Below are 25,453 nucleotides of genomic sequence, written 5' to 3'. Positions count from 1 at the left end.
TTGACTTTTAAATTCTTGTAAAGATAATTAAGATTTATAAAAATAATTTTAATTCATTTAAATTATTTATTTGTTTGATTTTATGGTCTGCACAGACCTTAAGATAATTAAAATAAATAGCTTCCATTCCAATATGTAATGCCCCCAAAATATCGGCTTCTATATTATCTCCTATCATGATGCTGGTTTCTGGTTTGGCATTCACTTTATTTAAAGCATGATGAAATATTATAGGGTTTGGTTTTTTAACTCCAACCTCTTCCGAGTCTGTAACCGATTGAAAAAAATGATGAATGTTTGAATTTCTTAATTTACTGTCCTGAGCTTCTTGAAATCCGTTGGTAATAATATGCAATTGATATTTAGGTTTTAAATAATTTAAAATATCTAAGGTGTCATCAAATAAATGATTAAACGACGATAAATAAGTTATATAATCTATAGATAATTTGTTGATTAACTTACTATCTGCCTGATAAGAAATTTTTTTAAAGGTATCATTTAAACGATTATACCTCAAAGATTCCTTGTCTATTTTTTCTTCTCTATACAGTTTCCAATAGTCCAAGTTGATGGGTTCGTAATGACTTAAAAATTCATTTAAATCCACAGCCACATCATGCATCTTAAATATTTTATTAAAAGTTAATGCCGAGTTTTTATCAAAATCCCAAAGGGTATGATCTAGATCGAAAAAAACATCTTTAATTCCTTCAATCTTCATGAGCCGATTCTAAAATAATATTAAACAATTCTTTATATCCTTTCCACCTGTCCACGTCGCTAAAGGTGTAATTATGAAATACGGGAACAAATTCACCTTGAACTTGCTTAACTTCCTTTATTAACTCGTTTAAAGCTTTTTTCTTATCTAAAAGGGAGTTTATTTTTAAAAGTGAATAATCAAGCAAATGATAAGAATGTATCTTTAACGGCGTTTGAATCTCATAATCTAAATCGTAAAAGAAAAAAGGCGTGCAAGTTCCTGCTCTAAATCCAGGATGATTAACATAACCCATAGTATAATCTTCAAATATTTCCAATTCTACCAAATTTCTATAAGATTCTGGTAAATTCAATTTTGAAAACGAATGTCTTGATGCCGTTAAAGACGAATTTAATATGGATTCCATGCGTAGTTTTTCTTTCTTCAAAATAGTAATATCCTCAAGAGCAAAATAGGATGCCTTTAATCCAACCTGACAATAATCTGCCACTTGTTTAATAAGTGCAATAAATTTTCTTTTTTGCGCATCAATTCCCTTATCGTAAGTAGAATAATCTCCAATTAAAAAGAAAAACAAGAATTTAAACTCACTGTGTTTCTGCTTGTTTATAATATATTTAAAGGTGTCGAAAGTATCACGTTTCAAACCAAAGAGAACCATATATCTATAATACAATTTCTTAAAATTAAAACTAACAATATCTTTTGCCGTTCCTCCCAAGGTTCTCATAATCCCTTTTAATTTGAAATTATAGGCAGAAGGCACATCAATAATCGGTTTTATAGAATAACTTCTTTCTGGAAACTTAAAGTCTGGATAATTTTTTTCAAGGATTTTTCTAAATTTATAAGCCCAAATATCTACAACAGGTTGATGTAAGAAATGATGTTTAAAAGCAAGGCTTTCCTTAGCTGTAAAACGTCCATATTCGTCCTTTACATGTGGCAAATATTCTTCAAATCTACTTAGTAAATAAAATGAAGCAGAAAATATATCAAAAGGAATAGCACTTTTTTCTCCACTTGAAAAAAAGCATTTTGTTTCTTCCCAATCTTGAATGCTTATCTCGACATCGGAAATACCTTGATCGAATAAAATATCATGACTTTTTACAAATATTTCATGACTTAACGGTTGTCTTGTGTAAGATATTTTTAAGCTATCGTGTGCAATAAATTCTTCAATAGTAGTCGTGAAATCTACAGGAATACCTAATATTCTTGTAAAAATATGCTTAAAAGAATATTTTAATCGAGGTGTTATTTTGTGAGTATATACTAATAACATAGTTTTATAAAATTCCCTGTTTAGTCACTAGGCTGGCAATTTCCAAAAGTACCAAATTCCATTTGCAAACCATTTTTTTATGATTGGTATTTAGAGATTGCTTTTCAGAATTTCAGATGAGTGATTCATCAGCGAAGCTAAAGTAGGCATTTTCTGTAACGATAACGTGGTCCAAAACTTTAATATCTAAGCTTTCTCCTGCCAATTTTAGTTTTTGGGTAATTTGCTTGTCGGCTTCACTAGGTTTTAAAGTTCCTGAAGGATGGTTGTGTACTAAAATAAGTCCAGTTGCGCCAACTTCCAAAGCGTTTTTAAGTACCAAACGTACATCGACCAAAGTTCCAGTAATACCACCTTTACTCAATTGGTTTTTTTGAATGACTTTATTGGAATTATTTAAATATAGAATCCAGAATTCTTCGTGTGGCAATTCTCCAAGAATGGGTTGCATGATTTGAAAAACCGACTGACTAGAAGTGATTTTCTTTTTCTCAATAACCTCCTCGCCTCCTCTTCTTTTACCTAGTTCCAAAGCAGCCGTAATGCTTATGGCTTTTGCTTCTCCAATGCCTTTAAAAGTCATTAATTGTTTTAAAGAAAGTTTTCCTAATGCGTTCAGATTATTATCCACACTTGCCAGAATACGCTTGCTTAAATCTACAGCACTTTCATTTCTGTTACCAGAGCCAATAAGAATGGCAACCAATTCAGCATCACTTAGTGTGGCTTTGCCTTTATCGCGAAGCTTTTCTCGTGGCTGATCATTTTGATTCCAATTCTTGATAGAAAACGATGGTATTTTATCCTGCATCTAGTAAATATAAAAATTGTATTTTTATAAATCAAAAAACGTTTATCTAAATTCTAGTAATTATTTGAACTATCCACCTAAACATCACCAAGATAACGAGAAACTTCATATGCTTGAAGTAATCAAAACGTATCCATTAGCTACGGTTATTTCCATAAAGGATAATCAACCATTTATAACGCATTTACCTTTAATATATCAAGAGGGAAAACTTATTGGCCATTTAGATAAAAATAATCCTCAAGCCCAGTTACTAAAAAACGGGAATCTGGTAACCCTAATTTTTTCTGGGCCACAATGCTATATCTCACCAAGTATTTATACCACGCCGCAATTACCAACATGGAACTATATTAAAGTCCATCTTACAGGAATTGCTACGGAAATCACCAATCCTGAAACCGTAAAGCAGTCTATGGTAAGCATGACAGAGATTTTGGAAGCTCCAGAACACAATTACGTATTGGATAAACAGGATAAAAAGATGGAACAATTTATAAACTATGTGGTAGGTTTTGAAATTGAAATCCAGTCTTGGGAAGGAAAGTTTAAACTCTCTCAGGACAAAAAAACTGAAGATTTTGATAATGCTCATCTAGAACTTATTACTCAAAACAAAAAAAGCATAGAACCCTTTTTAAACCGCTTATTATAGTTATTTATAAGAAGTACACAAAAAAGCTTATTTTTACCTGATTTTATTTAAATATGACAAGAAACTACTTTTCTTTTTTTAAACCATTTTTCACCATTCTCTTTGTATTTGGTTTTGTTTTTGGTTTTTCGCAAAATAAGGAACCAATTATAACGAAGGATTCAACTAAAACCAATGTACCTACTAAAATACACGTAGTAGATGTTATTGATCAATTAGAACTTACTACAAATGACATAAAAGAAATAAATAAAAAGATTGCTCCTGACCCTTCCATTTCAAAAATTGATTCGCTTTTCCCTAGTTATCAAAAGCAACTTAATATAAAGTTAAGGAATTCCGAATATTTTATATCTGCTAATCCGAATAGACAAAAAATAAATAACTTATTAAATAAATGGTATATCTCTCGTGATTATTTAAAAGATTCGGAAAACACCATTAATGATGTTATTTTAAAGAATTCCAAAGTTCTAATTGATGTTTCATTTAAGGAGAAAGTTTGGCAATTGACTTATGAAAATGCCATAGAAAAAGATGTTCCTAGAGAAATTACCGATAGGTTAAATAAAGTTACAAATGATCTTCATGATATCAAACTCTTAATTGTAAAAAGAAACAATGATTATTTGTTATTGGAGTCTAAAATAAACATCCAATTAACTTCGGTAAATAATCAGATTCAGAGATTGCAGGGAATGAAGAGCTCTCAAGTTTACGACTTATTGTATTTGAGACATCCACCAATTTGGAAAACATCTTTTAAAAAATCGAATACTAAAAACACCATAACTGAAGGGGATACTATTCCTGGAGATTTTAAAAGCACAGTCGAGTTTTTTAAAACATTTGAAAATAAAATCTATCTATTTTTTATAATTGCTGTTTGTATTTTTCTGTTTTTTAGATATTTAAAAAATGGTTTTGAGCTTCATGATATAAAGAACGAAAACCTAGATATCTCAAAGGATATTATTTCAAAAAAATATGTGATAACCAGTTTGTTTGCCTGTTTTTTAATTGCTAAATTATATTTCATTAATGCTCCCATTTTATTCGATAACATATTAGTAATTGGTACTTTAATTACATCCTTACCAATTGCATACAATAGTCTCAATAAAAAATTTCAGAATATTGTTTATGTTATTATACTTTTTAATATTTTAGAAATGTTAAAAACCTATGTTTGGTTTGAAACATACCAATACAGGTTTTATTTACTATTTGAAGCTTTTATAGTAATTGCAAGTTTATATTATTTTACACATCCTTACTTTCAAACAAGAAAGTTAAACTTATCAAAGTTTAGTGTGTTTATAATAAAACTAACCCCTATTATTTATTTTCTAGCAATTGTTTCAATTGTATCCAATATTCTTGGCTATACAAATCTAACGGATATTACATTAAAAATATGTACACAAGGGAGTGTTCTCTCAATCATGTTTTATGCTATATTATTGGCTTCTAAAGCTATTTTAATAGCCATGATGCATAGACATTATGCTAGGAAGCCAGTTTATAGTTTTCAGAAACGTGAAGCGATTGAAAAAAAATTAATTAAAGTTATTCATTTTGTCGTCTTAATTTTATGGGTATTATTCTTTTTAAATATTATTGATCAATTAAATCCTTTAACTAATTTAATCGATGGAGCCCTTAGCGAATCATACACTTTCGGAACAATAACCTTAACTATTGCTAGTCTACTTTCTTTTTTATCTATTATTATCATATCCTTTTTAATAACAAGTTTTATTTCATTTATTTTTGATGATGGACAAGGAGGATTAAAATTCTTGAATCTACCAAAGGGAGTTCCTGCTGCTATATCTTTAGTTATTCGTTATATTATTATTGCTTTTGGTATTGTGTTTGCACTCTCCTCTTTAGGTATTGATTTAGGTAAATTCAACCTAATGGCTGGCGCTTTAGGACTTGGTATTGGTTTTGGTTTACAAAATGTTATTTCTAATTTTGTTGCTGGCCTTATTTTAGTTTTTGAACGCCCAATCCTTCCTGGAGATACTGTAGAGGTGAATAATTTAATGGGAATTGTAAAAAAAATAGGGGTACGTTCTTCTAAAGTAAGCACTTTTGATGGTGCAGATGTAATTGTTCCAAATACCAATTTAATTTCCAATGACTTAATAAACTGGACGCTTTCTGATAATATAAAACGTGTTGAAATTTTAATAGGAACCTCGTATGATTCTGATCCAAACCAAATTCTCGAATTATTAACGGAATGTGCCAATAGCTACATCAATGTTATAAAAGAACCCATTCCTGTCGCTCTTTTTAGTGACTTTGGAGATAGTTCCTTAAATTTTAAATTACGCTTTTGGGTGCATTTTGAAATAGGATTACAGGCAAAAAGTGATGTCTCTATTGCTATTTATAACAAGTTTAAGGAACTAGGAATAGAAATTCCATTTCCTCAACAAGATGTTCATATAAAAGATTTGCCAGAACGAAAAAAAGATATCGATTTACAATAATACCTTTAAAACTTAAAAATAGGAATCTTCATTATCTGGACACAAAAATTGTATTCAGATAATGAAGATTCCGCTAAAAGTCATTGGATATGTATTAATACATAACTTTAAAAAACTCAAACTTCTACTGAACTAGATAGGAACTTAACCTTCTAACTATAAATGGCTTATCTTGAGACACAAACGACATCGAGTCAGAAATTAATCCAATACCTTCTGAGTAATAAATATGATCTAAGGCAGGAAATAAATCTCCTTCAGGCGATTTCGCATAACGCTCTTTATCATAACTTTGAAATGTCCCAGCTGGAACTTCAACTGTTGCCAAATCTGTAGCTAGTTTATCATACACAATTCCCCAACTGGTTTCATAAACAATTTGCTCTGTATAATCTGTAGATGTGAAAACAATGTCATTAGTCTCATTAACTAAATCCCCTTCAAGTTCTCTTAAATATTCAAACTTAATTCCGTTAGGATTAGATACAGGATTTTCAGGATCGTTATTTCCAGTTGTTTCTGTTCTAAAAACAAAATAAGTATTTCCTGAAATTTCTTCTTTGCCTGTTATGGAAACAGCATCCTGAATATCCGTTTCATAATACGCATCTTCAGTTAAATTATATTGAAAACTTTTATAAGTCCAAGAATTTCCTACTTCCAAAGCATAAAACCCTGGGCTTTCTTCTTCTTGTTGGTTTTGATCTTGATTTTGAGAGTCGTCATCCGAATTACAAGATAGTAAAAAGGTAATAAAGCAAATAGATAAACAAATACGTTTCATAATTAAGGTTGGTTTTAAATTAAAAAAGTAATGTTGCTTTATATAATTGACGTTTTGTTATTTATGTTAATTTTAACGTGTAAAAGTTTACTTTATTATAATTACAAGTAAACGAAAACTAAAATTCCTTCTATTGCAGGAAGTCTAATTATTACTTAATCAACTTTTTAACCTCATCAAAATCCAAGCCTCCATAATTGTCAGAACTCATAAGTAACAAATCTTTATTCTCGAAATCTTGAGAAAAGAGAAAGTTTTTAAAATCGTCTGGATTGGTATGAATGATTAAGTCGTCGCGTTGAAAGGAAATCCGTTTAGAGTAAATTAATTAATTATCTCTATGAGCCTGAAGGGAAATTCATTCCTTAATCGTTGTTGGTCTTTCAAAAACTGTTCTTTGTTTTTATATTTAAACTTTTTGTTATCCCATTCTAAATCGACCTTTCGGTTATTATATCGTTTAATTTCTATGGCTTTTAAATGTGAAGAAAGAACCGTGATATAATCTTGATATATTGTTTCCATTGAAATTTGATACTCAAAAACTGTATCTTGATTTATGTGCTGTGAAATTATATCAATCAACTTATCTGGTTGAACCAATGAACCATCTATAAATACTCTTTTATTGATTTTAACTGCTATAGTGTCTTTAGGATTAAAATCTTTCTCTACATTAAAATGCTCTCTAATAAAGAAAATTTGGGATAACTTATCATTCTCAAAATACCTATTATCTACAATTTTAAGTTTTATACCTTCAGAAGAGAACCTTCTAGCTAATTCATCTGGATCAAGTATTGCATAAATAATATTATTTATTTGCGCTTTTACTATTTGTTTTCTAACAGAAATTATAGTTTCCATTTTTGTATCAGAATTAGCTATTAGTCTTATAGATAATAAACTGGAATCATGAACTCTCGATACTTTGTAGTCTAAGAAATCTAAATAGGATTCGTTAATATCATTTTCATAATATTCAAACAGGAGTTTATTACTCTCTTCCTTATCTAAAGTCACATTTAAGAACCTTTCAAAATATGTTATATTTGAGAATTTTGAGATTGGCAGGTCAACTATTGGATGATATTTTAGCTGATTATTGTCTATCGATTTATAATTAATAAAATCAATTTTTGATAAACCAAATGATAATATAATTAATAATATAAAATGAATTAACATCCATTTAAATCTATTCTTTATACGATATAAACTTATAGTTTTCCATGTTTCTAAATACAAAACAAGAACTAATAGAATTATGGGTATTGTAAAATCTGGAAGGAAATTAAAATCTGAAATTCCCATTGAAAAAATAGCCAATACATAACCTATTTTTGCAAACCAAAAAGCAAAGGAAAGATTTAAAACTGTTTGATTATTTATAACTCTTCTATTCTGATAATTTCTTTCCCCAAAACCATGTGAAGAACCACTAAAAAGAATACTAAAAGTCATTGAATTCCCAAATATTAATGCAAGGGAAGCAAAAAACCAATTGTAAATATTTCTTTCGGATTCACTTAAAATATTTGGTAAATATCCAAAACTAAATGACATCAAACGGAACGTTTCCCGTAATAAATATACAAATCCATATATAGCAAATGCCATTATCAATCCTATTAAAACACCAAGAACTAAACGTTTCTTAGAAAATTTCATCAAATCGAATGACGAATCAAAAAAACGTCTTTTAAACTTCATTGTAAATGAATATATAGCGCTAAGCAAAATATAGATTTCTGCCTTCCTGTATGCCGAAAGGTAAAAGAAACCATCACAACTATTATTAAATCAACCCTTTCACCTCATCAAAATCCAAGCCTCCATAGTTCCCAGAACTCATAAGCAATAACGCTTTATTCTTAAAATCTTGTGAAAAAAGAAAGTTTTTAAAATCTTCAGGATTTGTATAAATAATTAAATCGTCTCGTTGAAAGGCGTTTGCAATTTGTTCTTGAGTAACTTCTTTTAGCTTTTTAATTTCTACTGCATGAGGGGAATAAAAAACTACCGCTACATCTGCAGAGTCTAAAGCGCCTTTATATTCCTTTAGAAATTCAGCATTTAAACTACTATAGGTGTGTAATTCCAAACAGGCAACCAGAGTTCTATCTTGGTATTGCTCTTTTACAGCATTAGTTGTTGCTTCTACTTTAGAAGGTGAATGTGCAAAATCTTTATAAGCAACACTATTTTTACTTTCGGCAATTTTCTCTAAACGTTTACTAGCTCCTTTAAAGGTGGCAATGGCTTCGTAGAAATCGTCTTCATCAATTCCCATATGCTGGCAAATCCACTTGGCTCCAGCTAAATTGTTTAAATTGTGTTTTCCAAAGACTTCAATTGGCAAAGGACCTTCAGGAGTTTCCAGCAGAGTTTGTCCGTTCTCAACGGTGTATTCTGGTGTATGGTAAGGCAGTTTTCTAATGGTATTTTGACTTGCTTCCACTACTTTTACAACTTCTGAATCTTCTTCATTGTACGTAATACTTCCTCCTTTAACAATACTATCTACAAAGATGCTAAACTGCTCCAAGTAGTTTTCATAAGTTGGAAAGACGTTAATATGGTCCCAAGCAATACCACTTAATAAAGCAATATTAGGTTTGTAAAGATGAAATTTTGGTCGCATGTCTATAGGAGAACTCAAATACTCGTCGCCTTCCAAGACCATAAAATCGTTGTCTTCGGTTAGTTTTACCATGACATCAAAACCTTCCAATTGAGCTCCAACCATATAATCCACATCTCGATTGTGATAATGCATGACGTGAAGAATCATAGAAGTTATGGTTGTTTTTCCATGGCTTCCACCAATAACTACTCTGGTTTTGTTTTTAGATTGTTCGTACAAAAACTCTGGATAGCTATATATTTTAAGTCCTAATTCCTGAGCTTTTAAAAGTTCTGGGTTGTCTGCCTTGGCATGCATCCCTAGAACAATAGCATCTAGCTTGGTTGTTATTTTTTCTGGAAACCAACCATAGGCTTCAGGCAATAATCCTTTGGCTTCTAATCTGGATTTTGAAGGTTCAAAAATGGTGTCGTCACTTCCTGTTACCTGATATCCTTTATTGTGTAAGGCTAATGCCAAATTGTGCATGGCAGAACCACCAATAGCTATAAAATGTACGTTCATAAAACAAATATCAAATTACAAAAGTCAAATTCCAAATTATTGTTAGTAATTCATTAATATATTTGCTGTTTAGATGTTAGTTGTGGAGTTGTTTGATGTTTAGTTGTTATAAAAAAGGTATATCGTAGAGACTCTCAGAAAACCACAGATTTTTAAAGAGTAGGATCTGAAACTAAAATTGCTACTGATTATTAATAATCGCTTTCCTTTCTTCTTGAAAGACTTTAATGCCTGGAAGTTCACCAATAGCAAGATCAATATATTTCAAAGCTTCTTTTTTATTGCCTTTATATTTGTAAATCTGAGCCAATCTATAATTTGCCCAAGCTACTGGAACACCATCCTCTGGCGAATAATTCTTGATGTAATTTTTTAAGCAAGTTTCCCCTTTTGCAAGTTGCACATTATATTCGGCAGACACCTTTCCTATTTGGTAATGCAAGGCATTGCGTTGTAATTTCTCTTGTGCTTTTTCTATATTGGAAATGGCATTTTCTGGCTGATTTTGCTTTTCGTAAAAATCAGTCAACTTAGTATAACAATTTAAAGATCCTCCTACTTCAATCGCTTTCTTATAATATTTTTCCGCAAGTTCTGGCTCGTCATCATATTCATAAATATAACCTTTGGCTAGATACCCATCTACTTTGGAAAGTTGCTCTAATTCTTCAGCATATTTTAAAGAAGTACTTTTACTTCCTCCAACAATTCCTGGAAGTTGCATATACAATTCTACCAAAGCCCAACGCGCTTCAATATGATTTTTGTCTAATGAGGCAGCCGTTTGGAATGCTTCTTTTAAATCGCTCAAATACATAACCGCTGAAACTTTGTTAACCGAAAGTGCTTTCATTCCTAAAGCGCCACCATATTTATAATGATAGTTTGCCTCCTTCGGATTTAAGTCTACCAACTTTTCGTACTCTATCATGGCTTCATCCCATTTTTCTTGATATCCATAGGCATCCCCCAATAGTTCAATAGCTTTTAAATCGGAAGGGTTTTTGGCAACTAAAGGAATAGCCAATTGTTGTGCTTTCACATAGTCTTTTTGATCCAATAATAACTCAAGATCTGTGTAGGAGGTTTGCGAAAAACCCCAAAGTGGAAACAGTAAAAATAATACGAGGTTTTTCATAACTTAATCGTCGGAATAACAAAAGTAAACTTTCTAAATGATTTAAAAAATGTCTATTTTCACACAACTGAAAGTTGTTTATATTCAATTATTATTTTTTTGGAACGCCTTTTGATTTGCTACTGATATAAAATCTTACAAATGAAATACTACGTCACAATATTAATGGTTTTAATGTTTTCAAATTTTTCTGAAGCTCAAAACAATAATTATAATAGCCTTTGGAAACAAGTTGAAGCTTTTGAAAGTGAAGGTTTACCAAAATCAGCCTTGGAAATTGTAGAACAAATTGAAGTTCTAGCCATTAAAGACCAGAATAAACCACAGCAAATAAAGGTCTTGCTTTTTAAAAGTAAGTTTGCTTTGATTTTGGAAGAAGACGCACAACTAAAAATTATAAACGATTTTAAAACGGCCATTTCATCAAGTAAAGCTCCCATAAAAAATGTGTTAGAAAATATGCTGGCAACCATTTACTGGCAATACTTTCAGCAAAATAGATATCAGTTTTACAATAGAACGAAACTAGAAGATAAAAAGGTTGCAACCGATTTTAGAACTTGGGATTTACAAACTCTTTTCAACGAGATCCAACTTCATTACAACAATTCATTAAAAGATGTCACTTTACTGCAACAAGAAGATTTAACTGCGTATTCTAGTATCCTCAACGAGCAAAAAGGATCCAAAATATACAGACCTACTCTGTATGATTTGCTATCTCATAACGCCTTGGAGTTTTATCAAACAACAGAAAACAGCATTACAAAACCTGCTTACAAGTTTGAAATAGACAATGAAGCCTATTTAAGTGATTCTAAAAGTTTTTCCAATTTAAATATCGAATCACAAGATTCCACGTCTCTCGAATTACAAGCTTTAAAACTATATCAAGATTTAATTCGGTTTCATTTAAAAGATCCCAAACCAGATGCTTTAACTGATGTCAATATTTTACGTTACAATTTTGTAAAAGCACACGCAACGTTTCAAAATAAAGACAGTTTATTGATTCAATCCTATAAAACCGAAGCAGAACTTATAAAAACATACGAAGCTTCTGGATTATACACCTTTGAAATTGCAACAATCTATGTTGATAAAGGTCAAGATTATCAGCCAGAAACGAATGAAGCCAATCGTTGGAAAATTAAAGGTGCAGAAAAACTTTGTAATGCTATTATCAAACAATTCCCTTATAGTCCCGCTTCAGTTAAAAGTACTATTTTATTAGAACAGATCCTTGATGAATCTTTAAATATTCTCTCTGAAAATTATTTACCTATTCAGCAAGACACAAAAATTTTGGTGACTTACAAAAATTTAGATTCTCTAGATTTTAGTATTTATAATTTATCTGAAAATCAATTTAAAACGTTTAGTAAAACTTATAAAACAGAAGAGAAAATTGACTTTATTAATAAATTAAAAGCGGCTAAATCTTGGAAAAGTGAACTAAAAAATGAATTAGATTTTCAGCAACATAGCATAGAAATTGAACTGCCGAAATTAAGTTTTGGACGTTATTTAATTGTAGCAAAAACCAATAATAAAGAAAATACGATTGCTTATAATACCATTCAAGTCACCAATATTGCTGTAGTTGAAAAAACTGAACAGGATAAACAAGTCTATCAGTTTATTGATAGAAATAATGGAAAACCTTTAAATGGACTTCAAATAAAACTTACTTATTATAAAAACTATAGAGAAAGCCAAAGCAGTAAATACTATACCAGCAATGCCTTAGGCGAAATTGAAATCCCTAAAAGCAATAAAAATTGGTCCAACATAAATTTGGAAGTTACAGGCGCCAAAGACAAAGCTTTTTTTGGTGATTATTATTTGAATAGAAAATATGAGCCATATGAATATAACGAACATTATAAAGGCTTTTTATTCACCGACAGAAGTATTTATAGACCTGGACAAACTGTTTATTTTAAAGGAATTGCCATCCTTTATGATGAGGATCAGAAAACAACGACTATTTCAGATATCCCATTAAATGCGATTCTCTATAATGTAAACCATGAAGAAATAAAAAAATTAGAATTGGTTACAAACGAATTTGGTTCCATTTCGGGAGAATTCATCATACCTAACACTGGGTTATCTGGGCGCCATTATATTAAGTTGAGTTCTAATTCAAACAACATTACTTTAAATGCATCCATGAGTTTTTCGGTTGAAGAATACAAACGCCCAAAATTTGAAACCCAATTTAAACCAGTTACAGAAACTTATAAAATTAACGATTCGGTTACTGTAAAAGGAAATGCTTTGGCTTATGCAGGAAGTAACATTACAGATGCTAAAGTGGTTTACAGAGTGCATAGAAAAGTACAATATCCTCGTTGGTATTATTGGAGCAGACCTTCTTATAATAGCGATGCACAAGAAATAACCCATGGTGAAACTACTACAAACGCTAAAGGTGAATTTGAAATCACCTTCAAAGCTTTGCCAGACACTAGCGTAAACCAAAGTAACCTTCCTATTTTTAATTATGAAATAACAGCAGATGTTACCGATTTAAATGGGGAAACACGCTCTGCAACAACCACAGTTCGAGTTGGATATCATGCATTGATTGCCACTATAAATGTGAATGCTGATTTGGATAAACTGAAAAAAGACAACCAACTTTCTATAGACACAAAAAACCTAAATGGCGAATTTGTTCCAGCTCAAGGAACTATAAAAATATACAAGCTTCAAGGACCTGATTATGTTTTACGTCCGCGACCATGGAAAGCGCCAGATTATCAAATGCTTTCTAAAACTGAATTTAAAAATAAGTTTCCATATGAAGCTTATACAGATGAAGACAATCCTAACGATTGGAAAAAAGGGAAGCTTGTCTTTGAAAAAACCTTCAATACCGAAAAATCTAAAGAACTAGAATTAGGAAACATTAAGAAATGGGAATCTGGACAATATGTTATTGAATTAGAAAGCAAAGACAGATTTGGACAAGAAGTAAAAGATGAAGTTAGAACTACCTTGTTCAGCGTCACAGACAAAACACTTGCAGACAAGGAGCTTTTCAGTATTTCTACTAATAAAGAAACTTATCAAATTAACGAAACAGTGGAATTGACTCTGGGTTCTTCAGCAGAAAATATTTTAGTAACTGTTGAAATTGAAAAGAACAAACAAACTGTAAACACTTTCATGGTGCAGTTAAGTAATAATAAGAAAACCTTAAGTATTCCCGTAAACAAAGAAGATTTAGGCGGTTTTGCGGTCCATTACAGTTTTGCTTATGCCAATAGTTTTGAATCTGGCACCAGAGCTATTTCTGTGCCTTATCCAAAAACCGATTTAGAAATTGAAACCACCACGTTTAGAGACAAATTACAACCAGGACAAGATGAAACTTGGAGTTTTAAAATTAAAGGTCCAAAAGGAGAACAGGTGTCTGCTGAAATATTAGCAAGCATGTACGACGTTTCTCTGGACCAATTTAAAGGACATAATTGGAATTTTAACCCAATTAATCTTCCTACTTATCGTTCATATCATAATAGAACAGCTAGAGTTAGTTTTTCAACCGAAGGTTTTAGTATTCTAAGCTTATATTGGGATTACCTTAATTATGTTCAAAATGATTATGATCAATTAGATTGGTTTGGGTTTAGTTTTGGCTACAATTCTACTTTAATAATTAGAGGTATGTCTACTATTTCTCCGGAAGAAAATTATATGGAAGAAGTTGTTGTTACAGCTATGGGAATAAGAAAAGAGAAAAAGTCTATTGGTTATGCTGTTTCAAAATCAGAATCTGAAAGTATTGCAATGGATGGCTTGAATAACGATGAAGTTATTATCCCAGAGGACGAACTTACTAATCCTAAAAAAGAAGATTTTTCCCAAGTTCAAATTAGAAAAAACCTTCAAGAAACGGTTTTTTTCTTCCCTCAATTACAAACAGACGAAAAAGGCAATATCAGTTTTAGTTTCACCACCCCAGAAGCTTTAACCAAATGGAAATTGCAATTACTAGCTCATACCAAAACTTTAGAATCTGCTACAACTAGTTTGGAAACTGTGACACAAAAAGAATTGATGGTTATTCCAAATGTGCCACGCTTTTTACGTCAGGGAGATCAAATTACCATCAGTACTAAAATTTCAAATTTATCTAAAGAAGAACTTTCAGGACAAGCGGTTTTACAACTTTTTGATGGAATTACAGGAAATGAAATTACTATTGAACTAATGGACGTTGAGCGTAGTCGAAACGACCACACTTCGACTACGCTCAGTGTCCAAGATTTTACAGTTTTAGAAAATGGAAATACCGAAGTATCTTGGAGTTTAACCATTCCTGATAATGTGGATGCTATTCAATACAAAATAATTGCTAAAGCAGGCGATTTTAGTGATGGAGAACAAAATGCGCTTCCTGTACTTTCTAATAGAATGTTGGTTACCGAAACCTTACCTATGTGGATACGTTCTAACGAAACCAAAACCTTTACTTTAGATAAGCTAAAAAATGTGACTTCGACTACGCTCAGTCACCATAGGTTGACATTAGAGATAACGTCTAATCCAGCTTGGTATGCGGTGCAATCGCTTCCTTATTTAATGGAATATCCTTATGAATGTAATGAACAGATATTTAGTAGGTTTTATGCAAATTCCTTAGCAAGTCATATAGCAAATTCGAATCCTAGAATTCAGGAAGTTTTTAATCAGTGGAGAAACACAGATGCACTTCTTTCAAATTTAGAAAAGAACCAAGAACTGAAATCGATTCTAATTGAAGAAACACCTTGGTTGCGAGATGCAGAAAGTGAAACCGAACAAAAGAAACGTATTGCTTTGCTTTTCGATTTAAACAAAATGACTAATGAATTAGAGGCGAACATTAAAAAATTAAAACAGAATCAAAAATCAAATGGATCTTGGGCTTGGTTTAATGGAGGCAAGCCAAATAGATATATTACACAACATATTATTACTGGATTTGGGCATTTGAATAAGCTCACTTCGACTACGCTCAGTGACCAAGATAATATGATTGAGAAAGCCATTAACTATTTAGACAAAGAGTTTGTTGAAGAATATAAAGACATTACCAAATACAATTCTAAAGCAGATTTAAACTTAGACCATTTAAGTTACACGCAATTACATTATGTTTATATGCGAAGCTTTTTTCCAGAGATAAAAAAATCCAAAGAAGTTGAAAGTATTATAGCTTATTATCAGACACAAATTCAGAAATATTGGAAAACACGTAGCATTTATTCCAAAGGATTAATGGCTTTAGTATCTCATAGAGCAGGAGATGAAATTACAGCTTCAAAAATCTTAAAATCATTAAAAGAAAACAGTGTTACTAGCGACGAATTAGGCATGTACTGGAAAGAAAATAAAGCTTCATGGTATTGGTATCAAGCTCCAATAGAAACTCAAGCCTTGATGATTGAGGCTTTTGCAGAAGTAGGTTCTGTCATTCAGAGTGAGTCAAAGAATCTCAATGATATAGACAATCTAAAAATCTGGCTCTTAAAAAACAAGCAAACTAACAGCTGGAAAACTACGAAGGCTACAACCGAAGCTGTTTATGCTCTATTGCTTCAAGGTAGCGATTGGTTGTCCGTTACAGATATGGTGGATGTTGTTATAGGAGGAAATAAAATAGATCCTTCAAAATTAGAAGACGTTAAAGTTGAAGCTGGAACAGGATATTATAAAACATCTTGGACAGGTTCCGAAATTAAACCAGAAATGGCAGAAGTAACCTTGACTAAAAAAGGTGAAGGTATTGCTTGGGGAAGTTTATACTGGCAATATTTTGAAGATTTAGATAAAATTACTTCAGCGGAAACGCCATTAAGTTTAAAGAAAAAACTCTTCCTAAAAACAAATACCGATTTAGGGGAATCCATTTCAGAAATCACGACAGAAACACCATTAGAAATTGGCGATTTAGTTCGTGTTCGCATAGAGTTAACAAGTGATAGAGATATGGAATTCTTGCATATGAAAGACATGAGAGCAAGTGGTTTAGAGCCTATTAATGTTTTATCTCAATACAAATGGCAAGATAATTTAGGGTATTATGAAAGCACGAAAGATGCGGCAACCAACTTCTTTTTCGACTATTTACCAAAAGGAGTTTATGTTTTTGAATACGATTTACGTGTAACAAATGCTGGAAATATGAGTAATGGCATTACAACCATACAAAGTATGTATGCTCCAGAATTTAGCAGTCATAGTGAAGGTGTTAGAATATCTGTAGAACCTTAATTGAAGTAAATAAAAAAGAAGGTCGACCCCCTCTTTTTTACTCATAACGAACACTTTAATTACTACCTTTGCAACTTACTAATCTATTTGAAAATCTAATTTGAAGCATTCCTTGAAATTTTTAATTATTTTATTTTTAATTCATTCTTGTGCCAATACTAAGAATCAAAAGGATGAGAAGGAAGAACCAGCTAAAATTGTGTTCTTAACTTATAGTATTCAAAAGAATCCTGAGACGCAGATTACCTTTCTAAAGCAAAAACTTGTAGTAGGAAAAATTAAAGGCTATGCGAATAATGATAAATTTCAATCTGAAGGAGATTTAGAATGCACCTTTTTAGATGCCAAAAAGAATGTTTTACAAGTAGTAAATATTGAAAACCCATTAAGGAAAATTGTTGAATACGTAAATGATTCCGATAATCTAGAAAAACGTATCATCGAACTGGATAGTACCCAATTTATTATTAGAGCTCCTTACATAGAAAACACAAAGTATCTTGAAATAAGCGAATTTTCTAAAGATAAACAAACTAAAAAACTGCTTACCACCAAACTTTAATTATATGAAACACACTTTACTCTTTATTCTTACTCTGCTAACAATTCATACATCTTTTTCTCAGGAGTTTGAAGTTCAAATTATTAAAAATTCTGGAGATATGGAAAACCGTATCAATATTGTTATTATGGGTGATGGTTATCAAGCAAGTGAGTTTGATAAATTTGAGACTGATGCTACTAACTTTGTAAACGACATGTTCAGTCAATCTCCTTTTGCTGAATACAGTAATTATTTTAATGTCTATATTATAAAAGTCCCATCAAACGAAAGTGGAGCGAGTCATCCTGGAACGGCTTCAGATGAAGGAGGCTATAATGTTCCTGTTTCTACCGTAGACAACTACTTTGGGACTAGCTACGATAGTTATGGCACACACCGATTATTATATACTGAGAATTCTGCTACCATTATGAGTGTTTTGGCAGATAATTTCCCTCTTTACGATCAAGGACTTATCTTGGTAAATTCTCCTTATTATGGTGGAAGTGGAGGAACTTTTCCTATAGCTTCAACAGGTACAAGTGCTAGCGAAATTGCTATTCATGAAATGGGTCACTCACTAATCGACCTAAAAGACGAATATTATCCTGGAGACATCTTGGCTGAGGAAGGCATAAACATGACGCAACAAACAGATCCTACTTTAGTAAAATGGTCTAATTGGATGAATACTAACGGCATTGGAATTTATGCTTATTGCACTTCAGGAAATTGCGCCACTTGGTTTAGACCACATCAATCTTGTAAAATGCGCTATTTAGGTTATGCTTTTTGCTCTGTTTGTAAGCAAGGTATTATTGAAAAAGTACACGATTTAGTTTCTCCAATAGATTCTTATCTTCCAACCTCGAATACCATTGAAGACCCAAGTTTCCCTATTGAATTTAGCTTATCTCTAGTGCAACCTTTACCTAATACCCTAGTAAATACTTGGACACTTAATTCCACGGAACTGGCTTCAGACGTTGATAATTTGAGTGTTTTAGAAACTAGTTTAAACCAAGGTTCAAACAATTTAACGGTTGTGGTAACAGATAATACAACCCTAGTAAGAGTCGATAACCATGAAACTATTCATGCTTACACAGTAAATTGGAGCATCACCATGTCTACCATTGGGATTGAAGAAATTACTAGCGAAGAAAACAATCTTAGCATTAACATGTTTCCAAATCCATCTCAAGATCTATTGAATTTTTCATTTAAAAACACTTTAGGTTCTAGCTTAACAATTGATATTGTTAGCCTAGATGGCAAAAAAATAATGACTACCAATCTTTCTAATAATGAGAGATCTACTATAGATATTAGCAGTTTTAGTGCAGGTATTTATTTGGTTAATTTTTATTCTAACAACGTGTTAATTGCTAATAAAAAATTGGTTAAGAATTAATTGAATTTCTTGTCTAGTTGCAGGAAAGCAAATTACATTTTATCAAAAAAGAGGCCTCTTTATAGAAGCCTCTTTTTTGTTTTATTGGTATAAAGTTTATTGTTTTGGAAGTCGTTTTTTAATCAATAAAATCTGACCTAAATGACTTGATTGATGTTCCATAACATGAAACCAAGCCCAATAATTATTCATATTATAACCTTCTGGAATACTTGCTAACCATTCGTCGTCCTTCTCCTTCATTAAATCCAAGGTTTTCTGTCTAACTGTTTTAAAAATATCTAAATAGTAGCTTACATCGTGACCTTGGTATTCTTTACGCGCCTTATCTCCTAGATTCATAGCATCTTCCCATTGCTTTTTTTCTGCCTTATTAAACTCTCGATGTTCAAAAGTATACACCTGGTAAAAAGCTTCTGTTGCTGCCAAGTGCATAATTAAAGAACCTATCCTATTCGCTTGATCGTCCATTAAAAAATCTAATTGTTCGGTATCTAAATCTTTAACGGTATAATCAACTCTATCGCTCAAATCGTTAAGCATGGAAACTAAAGTTCCTACTTCAGGTGAATATCCTGGTTGTGGTCCAATTATGTTTTGTGCTTGAGTAGTAATAGAGATAATAAATAAGGCAAGTAGTTTTCCTAAGGTGTTCATATTAAGTTGGTTTTAGTTTATACCAAAATAAAGAAAAGGAAACCAATTCCCATTTCTATTTAACAGAGACTTAACGCATTAAAGGAAATCAATAGGATGTTATTATTTTTTAGGCGGGTAACCTTCTAATACTTTATTTACTAAAACCTTAAACTTTTCTTCTCGATCATTAGGATTGTTTGTTGGAACATTTGTTTCACTAGTAATGGCTAGCCAAAATAATTGATTGGTTTCGGCATCAACAAATTCGAATTTAATTTGTCTGGACATATTTGGCTGTCCAATAGGAATTCCTACGGAAACACCTCCTCCAAAATTACCTCCACCTCCACCCATACCAACACCAACGGACGAATTATTTTGTGTTTCTTGAAAAGTAGAACTTTGAATGTTAATGATAAAATCGGATTCTTCTGAAAGTGTCATTCCTTTTAAAGTCATAGCTTGATTCATGGCTTCAAATAAACGAGCAGCATCCAATTCGCTTAAACCGGTATTCATGTTCGAGAAATAACTGTAAGTTTTGTACTTTGAAAAGTCTGCGGTTTTTTCGTAATCATAATTAACTGTAACACCGCAGGATAAACAAAATAACAGAAAAGATATTGAGGCTAGCTTTTTCATTTTTATTTTAAATATATGAAATAAGTAGTAATAATACCTTAGAATAATGATACTGTTTACTTTTTATCAACAGATCTTGTCAGGGCTGCAGTTATAATTCCTGTAGGAATAGCCACAATTCCTAGTCCAATTAACAAGATAAAAAAGGTGAACACTTTTCCACCAACTGTTATAGGATAAACATCTCCATAACCTACAGTTGTTAGTGTAACAATCGCCCACCATAAACTATCAAAAATTGAGGCAAAATTTTCTGGTTGTGCTTTATTTTCGAAGTAATAAATACCAACTGCTGCGAAATAAATCAATATCACAGTAATAAAAAGAAACAAGAATATTTCTTCTTTGGCCGATTTTATAGCAGAAGCAAAATGATTCATAGCACGATTGTAACGTACTAATTTTAAAATTCTGAAAAGTCTTAAAAAACGTAAGGCTCTTAAAGATCGTAAATCGACACCAAAGCTTAAGTAAAAAGGCAAAAATGCTAATAAATCTATAATTCCATAAAAACTAAATATAAATTTTAGTTTCTTATCCGTGACATAAATACGTAAGAGGTATTCAATGGTAAAAACAATAACACTAAAAACTTCAATAATATATAATATTGAACGTGTTTCTGGTTTTAAATTAGGGAGCGTTTCTATAGTGAATGTTACAATAGAAATTAAGATCAAAACTTGAATAAAAATACCAAATATTTTACTCGCCTTATTATCGTTTATTTCAACAATACTCCTAATACGTTCCCTCATAAAGATTTACGAATTCAACATCACCCAAAGTTTGTCTTTCAATTCTGTAAGACCTTGCTGTGCTACAGAAGAAATAAACATATAACTAACTGGAAGTGTTTTGTCAAGCTCTACTTTAAGCTCTGCTTTTAACTCATCATCTAACATATCACTTTTAGAAATTGCTATAAAACGCTCTTTATCAAGAATTTCTGGATTGTATCGTTTTAATTCATCTAAAAGAATATCGTATTGTTTTCTAATATCGGCAGCATCTGCAGGAATTAAAAATAACAATACGGAGTTACGTTCAATATGTCTCAAAAAGTAATGTCCAAGTCCTTTTCCTTCAGCAGCTCCTTCAATAATCCCAGGGATATCTGCCATGACAAAACTTTTAAACTCGCGATATTCTACGATGCCTAAATTGGGTTTCAAAGTGGTAAACTCGTAATCGGCAATTTTAGGTTTTGCCGAACTAACTACAGAAAGCAAAGTAGATTTTCCTGCATTAGGGAATCCTACCAAACCAACATCAGCTAATACTTTTAATTCTAAAATAATATCTAATTCTTCACCTAACGTTCCTGGTTGCGCATATCTAGGTGTTTGATTTGTTGGCGTTTTAAAGTGCCAGTTACCACGACCACCCATGCCACCTTTAGCAACAATAACTTCTTCTCCCTCTTCAGTGATTTCGAAGATAATTTCGTTGGTTTCTCTGTCTCTAACTATAGTTCCTAAAGGAACATCCATAAACACATCGGCACCATCAGCTCCAGTACTTCTACTTTTACTTCCGTGCTCTCCATGTTCTGCTCTAAAGTGTCTTTTAAATTTATAATTAAAGAGTGTCCACAAATTAGAATTCCCTCTCATAATTACATGACCGCCACGACCACCATCTCCACCATCTGGGCCACCTTTTTCAATAAATTTCTCGCGATGTAAGTGCATAGAACCCTTACCTCCTTTTCCGGAAGACACATGTAATTTTACGTAGTCAACGAAATTTCCTTCTGTCATAAGTATTTTCCACAAAAAGTGGAAATCATTTTAATTGTAATTATTTTTTGGGACGATCCCTGTAAACAATCTAAAGCTTATAATTTATCAATTATAGCACTCAATCGAACTGTAATATCTTCAATACTTCCAACCCCATCGGCTCCAAAATATTTATTTTGAGCAGAATAGTAATCCTTTAAGATCGCTGTTTTATTGTAGTATTCTTTAATTCTATTTCTAATAATACTCTCGTCTGCATCATCTACACGACCGCTAGTTTTACCTCTTTCTAATAAACGTCCCACTAGAACTTCATCTGCAACTTCAAGCGCAACCATAGCATCGATTTGAGAATCTTTACTATCCATTAATTTATCTAAAGCATCTGCTTGTGCATTTGTTCGTGGAAAACCATCGAATATAAAACCATTAGCATCTGCATTTTTCTCAACTTCTGCACTTAACATATCTATGGTTACTTGGTCTGGAACCAATTCACCTTTATCCATGTAAGATTTTGCAATCATTCCAAGAGCTGTTTCGTTTTTTATATTAAAACGAAACACATCTCCTGTTGAGATATGAATTAAGCTGTATTTTTCCTTTAAAAAGTTCGCTTGAGTTCCTTTGCCTGCACCTGGAGGGCCAAATAGCACGATGTTAGTCATGTGTTGAGTCGTTTTTAGTTGGTATATTGCAGGTAAATCTCTACCTAAATTATTATAGTCTAAACCATAGCCTACAATAAATTTATTTGGTATTTCAATCCCTACATAATGTAGTTTAAAATCTTTTTTATAAGCTGTAGGCTTGTAAAACAAAGTGGCAATAATAAGCTGTTTTACATTTTCGCTTTTAAATATTCTATGTACTTCTTCAAGGGTATTTCCAGAATCGATAATATCTTCTAGAATCACAACTGTTCTACCACTTAAATCTTGTGTCAATCCAATTAACCTTTGAATATCTTCAGTAGATTTTACACCTTCATAAGACGCCAGTTTTATAAAAGTAACCTCGCAAGGTTTGGGATACTTTTTAACAAAATCGCTAACAAACATAAAGGAACCATTCAAAATCCCTATAAACACAGGAACTTCATCCTTAAGGTCTTCTGCTATTTCTTTTGCCATTCGTTGCACTGTCTGTTGTATTTCCTCTTCGGAAATAAATGGCTTGAATTGTAAATCGTGAAGCTGAACCACTTGTTTTAATTTTTTTAGAAATGCAAAGATAATCATTTGATTAACGTTTTACGAATTCTAATTTAGATAGTTTAGGATTTAGTTTTTTCAAAGACATTTGATTTGTACTTTTGTGGAAAATCAAATCAATGAATTTTTTCTCTTCAACTTTTAAACTTGGAATTTTAGGTGGTGGACAATTAGGTAAAATGCTACTTTACGACACCCGGAAATTTGATATCTACACAAGTGTTTTAGATTCCAGTAACGAAGCTCCAAGTAAAGTTGCGTGTAACGAATTTCATCTAGGAGATTTAATGGATTATGATGCTGTTTATAATTTTGGCAAACAAGTAGACGTGCTTACGTTTGAAATTGAAAACGTCAATGTTAATGCACTTGAAGCTTTAGAAAAAGAAGGCGTAAAAGTATACCCTTCCTCTAAAACTTTAAAAACGATTCAAAACAAAGGCAAACAAAAATTATTTTATAGAGATCATGATATTCCAACGGCAGAATTTTCAAGATTCGCCTATGCCTCCGAAATTCTAGACGCCATAAACAATGGTGGTTTAAAATTCCCTTTTGTTTGGAAGAGCGCACAATTTGGTTATGATGGGAATGGTGTGAAAATTATTAGAACAGAATCTGATTTAAAAGACCTTCCAAATGTGGAGTGTATTACAGAAGAAATGATTCCTTTTAAAAATGAATTAGCAGTAATTGTTGCTAGAAATTCTAATGGAGAAGTTGCTACTTATCCAGTGGTTGAAATGGAGTTTCATCCAGAAGCCAACCAAGTAGAGTACGTTATCTGTCCTGCAAGAATAGACAAAAAAGTGGCTGAAAAAGCTACTGGAATTGCTTTAAAAGTTTCTCAAGCTTTTAATCATGTAGGCTTATTAGCTGTTGAAATGTTTCAGACAAAAGATGATGAGATTCTTGTAAACGAAGTTGCTCCAAGACCTCATAATTCAGGACATCACACCATAGAATCAAGTTACACTTCGCAATTTGAACAACATTTAAGAGCTATTTTAAATTTACCTTTAGGAAAAACCGATAGTAAAGTTGGAGGAATTATGGTAAATTTGGTTGGAGCTGAAGGTTACACAGGAAACGTGGTTTACAAAAACATTGAAGACATTATGAAAATGCCTGGTGTAACACCACATATTTATGGTAAAAAACAAACCAGACCTTTCAGAAAAATGGGACATGTTACCATAGTAAATGAGGACCTAAATGAAGCAAGAAGAATTGCTGAAGAAGTTAAAAATACCATTAAAGTAATTTGTGAATAAATAAGAATAAGGAAATTCTAATAATTTGGAATTTGCCTGCCTGTCGGCTAGACAGGAAATTTGAAATTTAGAATTTATTATGAAAGTAGGAATTATTATGGGAAGCAAAAGCGATCTTCCTGTTATGCAAGAAGCCATAGATATTTTAAAAAGTTTCAATATTGAAGTGGAAGTGGATATTGTTTCGGCACATAGAACACCAGAAAAATTATTCGATTATGGTAAAAACGCACACACACGTGGCTTTTCAGTAATTATTGCTGGAGCTGGTGGCGCAGCACATCTACCTGGAATGATAGCCTCTTTATCTCCTCTTCCAATTATTGGAGTTCCAGTAAAAAGCAGTAATTCTATTGATGGTTGGGATTCAATTTTATCCATTTTGCAAATGCCTGGAGGAGTTCCTGTAGCAACTGTAGCTCTAAACGGTGCTAAAAATGCAGGTATTTTAGCTGCCCAAATTATTGGAAGTTCAAATCCTCTAGTTTTAGATAAAATAATACAATACAAAGAAGAATTAAAAGCTAAAGTTATAGCCTCTTCAAAAGATTTGAAATAAAAAAAACCTCGACTTTTGGTCGAGGTTTTAATCGCTATTAATCAACTATTTAAAAGAGTCACTTAAAACTCTCATGAAAAATCTGATGCAAAAG

Annotated in this window: 19 protein-coding genes and 1 pseudogene; 7 read left to right on the top strand and 13 right to left on the bottom strand. The window is 31.8% G+C overall.

The features are described 5' to 3' along the window. Nucleotides 1–34: 34 nt before the first annotated feature. From IEV77_RS06015 to radC, 3 genes are all read right to left on the bottom strand, one after another. A complete protein-coding gene (locus tag IEV77_RS06015) occupies nucleotides 35–724 on the bottom strand; it encodes a YjjG family noncanonical pyrimidine nucleotidase (RefSeq protein ID WP_188462787.1) in 690 nt (229 codons plus the stop codon). Then, nucleotides 714–2,015 carry a polysaccharide deacetylase family protein gene (locus IEV77_RS06010; protein WP_188462785.1) on the bottom strand — a complete coding sequence of 434 codons (1,302 nt, stop codon included), beginning with the start codon at nucleotides 2,013–2,015 and terminating at the stop codon, nucleotides 714–716. Before IEV77_RS06010 ends, IEV77_RS06015 begins: the two co-directional genes overlap by 11 nt. Before the next feature lie 112 nt (nucleotides 2,016–2,127). Continuing rightward, nucleotides 2,128–2,826, bottom strand: coding sequence for a RadC family protein (gene radC / locus IEV77_RS06005; protein ID WP_188462783.1), 699 nt, complete (start codon nucleotides 2,824–2,826; stop codon nucleotides 2,128–2,130). A 109-nt stretch (nucleotides 2,827–2,935) separates the two neighbouring features. Between radC and IEV77_RS06000 the strand changes: the two genes are divergently transcribed. Both IEV77_RS06000 and IEV77_RS05995 read left to right on the top strand, forming a co-directional pair. Further along, the gene (locus IEV77_RS06000) at nucleotides 2,936–3,481 is read left to right on the top strand and encodes an FMN-binding negative transcriptional regulator (protein ID WP_229736591.1); all 546 of its coding nucleotides are present in this window, start codon (nucleotides 2,936–2,938) and stop codon (nucleotides 3,479–3,481) included. Nucleotides 3,482–3,534: 53 nt separating this feature from the next. Further along, nucleotides 3,535–5,985, top strand: a complete 2,451-nt coding sequence (locus IEV77_RS05995) for a mechanosensitive ion channel family protein (RefSeq protein ID WP_188462779.1) — start codon at nucleotides 3,535–3,537, stop codon at nucleotides 5,983–5,985. A 124-nt stretch (nucleotides 5,986–6,109) separates the two neighbouring features. Here the strand turns inward: IEV77_RS05995 and IEV77_RS05990 are convergent, their stop codons facing one another. The 5 genes and pseudogenes from IEV77_RS05990 to IEV77_RS05975 all read right to left on the bottom strand — a co-directional run bounded on the left by IEV77_RS05990 (nucleotide 6,110) and on the right by IEV77_RS05975 (nucleotide 11,058). Beyond that, nucleotides 6,110–6,769: a hypothetical protein gene (locus tag IEV77_RS05990; RefSeq protein ID WP_188462777.1), complete on the bottom strand. Its 660-nt coding sequence runs from the start codon at nucleotides 6,767–6,769 to the stop codon at nucleotides 6,110–6,112. A 151-nt stretch (nucleotides 6,770–6,920) separates the two neighbouring features. Then, nucleotides 6,921–7,076, bottom strand: a pseudogene (locus IEV77_RS17440) (peptidoglycan synthetase); the annotation flags it as partial. 17 nt (nucleotides 7,077–7,093) lie between these two features. Next, nucleotides 7,094–8,440 (bottom strand): hypothetical protein, encoded by a 1,347-nt coding sequence (locus IEV77_RS05985; RefSeq protein WP_188462775.1) that lies wholly within the window; start codon nucleotides 8,438–8,440, stop codon nucleotides 7,094–7,096. Nucleotides 8,441–8,567: 127 nt separating this feature from the next. Next, nucleotides 8,568–9,920 carry a UDP-N-acetylmuramate--L-alanine ligase gene (locus IEV77_RS05980; RefSeq protein WP_188462773.1) on the bottom strand — a complete coding sequence of 451 codons (1,353 nt, stop codon included), beginning with the start codon at nucleotides 9,918–9,920 and terminating at the stop codon, nucleotides 8,568–8,570. Between the two features lie 181 nt (nucleotides 9,921–10,101). Further along, the gene (locus tag IEV77_RS05975) at nucleotides 10,102–11,058 is read right to left on the bottom strand and encodes a tetratricopeptide repeat protein (protein WP_188462771.1); all 957 of its coding nucleotides are present in this window, start codon (nucleotides 11,056–11,058) and stop codon (nucleotides 10,102–10,104) included. A 141-nt stretch (nucleotides 11,059–11,199) separates the two neighbouring features. Between IEV77_RS05975 and IEV77_RS05970 the strand changes: the two genes are divergently transcribed. The 3 genes from IEV77_RS05970 (at nucleotide 11,200) to IEV77_RS05960 (ending at nucleotide 19,286) form a co-directional block, all read left to right on the top strand. After that, a complete protein-coding gene (locus tag IEV77_RS05970; RefSeq protein ID WP_188462769.1) occupies nucleotides 11,200–17,328 on the top strand; it encodes an alpha-2-macroglobulin family protein in 6,129 nt (2,042 codons plus the stop codon). Nucleotides 17,329–17,428: 100 nt separating this feature from the next. Next, nucleotides 17,429–17,890, top strand: a complete 462-nt coding sequence (locus tag IEV77_RS05965) for a hypothetical protein (protein ID WP_229736590.1) — start codon at nucleotides 17,429–17,431, stop codon at nucleotides 17,888–17,890. A gap of 4 nt (nucleotides 17,891–17,894) precedes the next feature. Beyond that, nucleotides 17,895–19,286 carry a T9SS type A sorting domain-containing protein gene (locus IEV77_RS05960; RefSeq protein WP_188462765.1) on the top strand — a complete coding sequence of 464 codons (1,392 nt, stop codon included), beginning with the start codon at nucleotides 17,895–17,897 and terminating at the stop codon, nucleotides 19,284–19,286. A 96-nt stretch (nucleotides 19,287–19,382) separates the two neighbouring features. Here IEV77_RS05960 and IEV77_RS05955 read toward each other — a convergent pair whose 3' ends face one another. The 5 genes from IEV77_RS05955 to IEV77_RS05935 all read right to left on the bottom strand — a co-directional run bounded on the left by IEV77_RS05955 (nucleotide 19,383) and on the right by IEV77_RS05935 (nucleotide 23,553). Further along, a complete protein-coding gene (locus IEV77_RS05955; protein WP_188462763.1) occupies nucleotides 19,383–19,943 on the bottom strand; it encodes a mycothiol transferase in 561 nt (186 codons plus the stop codon). A 102-nt stretch (nucleotides 19,944–20,045) separates the two neighbouring features. Further along, complete coding sequence (locus tag IEV77_RS05950; protein ID WP_188462761.1) at nucleotides 20,046–20,567, bottom strand: DUF4136 domain-containing protein; 522 nt, start codon at nucleotides 20,565–20,567, stop codon at nucleotides 20,046–20,048. Nucleotides 20,568–20,623: 56 nt separating this feature from the next. Beyond that, nucleotides 20,624–21,325: an ion transporter gene (locus IEV77_RS05945; protein WP_188462759.1), complete on the bottom strand. Its 702-nt coding sequence runs from the start codon at nucleotides 21,323–21,325 to the stop codon at nucleotides 20,624–20,626. 6 nt (nucleotides 21,326–21,331) lie between these two features. Continuing rightward, nucleotides 21,332–22,330 (bottom strand): GTPase ObgE, encoded by a 999-nt coding sequence (obgE, locus tag IEV77_RS05940; protein WP_188462757.1) that lies wholly within the window; start codon nucleotides 22,328–22,330, stop codon nucleotides 21,332–21,334. Between the two features lie 77 nt (nucleotides 22,331–22,407). Further along, the gene (locus IEV77_RS05935; RefSeq protein WP_229736589.1) at nucleotides 22,408–23,553 is read right to left on the bottom strand and encodes an adenylate kinase; all 1,146 of its coding nucleotides are present in this window, start codon (nucleotides 23,551–23,553) and stop codon (nucleotides 22,408–22,410) included. Nucleotides 23,554–23,645: 92 nt separating this feature from the next. Between IEV77_RS05935 and IEV77_RS05930 the strand changes: the two genes are divergently transcribed. Both IEV77_RS05930 and purE read left to right on the top strand, forming a co-directional pair. Then, nucleotides 23,646–24,800, top strand: a complete 1,155-nt coding sequence (locus tag IEV77_RS05930) for a 5-(carboxyamino)imidazole ribonucleotide synthase (RefSeq protein ID WP_188462755.1) — start codon at nucleotides 23,646–23,648, stop codon at nucleotides 24,798–24,800. A gap of 76 nt (nucleotides 24,801–24,876) precedes the next feature. Beyond that, nucleotides 24,877–25,359 carry a 5-(carboxyamino)imidazole ribonucleotide mutase gene (gene purE, locus IEV77_RS05925; RefSeq protein ID WP_188463005.1) on the top strand — a complete coding sequence of 161 codons (483 nt, stop codon included), beginning with the start codon at nucleotides 24,877–24,879 and terminating at the stop codon, nucleotides 25,357–25,359. Nucleotides 25,360–25,453: the final 94 nt, after the last annotated feature.

This window comes from Xanthomarina arctica (assembly GCF_014638915.1).
Lineage (GTDB): Bacteria > Bacteroidota > Bacteroidia > Flavobacteriales > Flavobacteriaceae > Xanthomarina > Xanthomarina arctica.
The sequence above is the reverse complement of the archived record's forward strand: the minus strand, read 5'-3'. Positions and strand labels throughout refer to the sequence as shown.

Coding starts and splice junctions, on each gene's coding strand:
- radC (WP_188462783.1), bottom strand. CDS start 2,826: ATGCAGGATAAAATACCATCGTTTTCTATCAAGAATTGGAATCAAAAT.
- IEV77_RS06015 (WP_188462787.1), bottom strand. CDS start 724: ATGAAGATTGAAGGAATTAAAGATGTTTTTTTCGATCTAGATCATACC.
- IEV77_RS06010 (WP_188462785.1), bottom strand. CDS start 2,015: ATGTTATTAGTATATACTCACAAAATAACACCTCGATTAAAATATTCT.
- IEV77_RS05935 (WP_229736589.1), bottom strand. CDS start 23,553: ATGATTATCTTTGCATTTCTAAAAAAATTAAAACAAGTGGTTCAGCTT.
- IEV77_RS05930 (WP_188462755.1), top strand. CDS start 23,646: ATGAATTTTTTCTCTTCAACTTTTAAACTTGGAATTTTAGGTGGTGGA.
- IEV77_RS05970 (WP_188462769.1), top strand. CDS start 11,200: ATGAAATACTACGTCACAATATTAATGGTTTTAATGTTTTCAAATTTT.
- IEV77_RS05945 (WP_188462759.1), bottom strand. CDS start 21,325: ATGAGGGAACGTATTAGGAGTATTGTTGAAATAAACGATAATAAGGCG.
- IEV77_RS06000 (WP_229736591.1), top strand. CDS start 2,936: ATGCTTGAAGTAATCAAAACGTATCCATTAGCTACGGTTATTTCCATA.
- IEV77_RS05960 (WP_188462765.1), top strand. CDS start 17,895: ATGAAACACACTTTACTCTTTATTCTTACTCTGCTAACAATTCATACA.
- IEV77_RS05950 (WP_188462761.1), bottom strand. CDS start 20,567: ATGAAAAAGCTAGCCTCAATATCTTTTCTGTTATTTTGTTTATCCTGC.
- IEV77_RS05975 (WP_188462771.1), bottom strand. CDS start 11,058: ATGAAAAACCTCGTATTATTTTTACTGTTTCCACTTTGGGGTTTTTCG.
- IEV77_RS05955 (WP_188462763.1), bottom strand. CDS start 19,943: ATGAACACCTTAGGAAAACTACTTGCCTTATTTATTATCTCTATTACT.
- IEV77_RS05985 (WP_188462775.1), bottom strand. CDS start 8,440: ATGAAATTTTCTAAGAAACGTTTAGTTCTTGGTGTTTTAATAGGATTG.
- IEV77_RS05980 (WP_188462773.1), bottom strand. CDS start 9,920: ATGAACGTACATTTTATAGCTATTGGTGGTTCTGCCATGCACAATTTG.
- obgE (WP_188462757.1), bottom strand. CDS start 22,330: ATGACAGAAGGAAATTTCGTTGACTACGTAAAATTACATGTGTCTTCC.
- IEV77_RS05995 (WP_188462779.1), top strand. CDS start 3,535: ATGACAAGAAACTACTTTTCTTTTTTTAAACCATTTTTCACCATTCTC.
- IEV77_RS05990 (WP_188462777.1), bottom strand. CDS start 6,769: ATGAAACGTATTTGTTTATCTATTTGCTTTATTACCTTTTTACTATCT.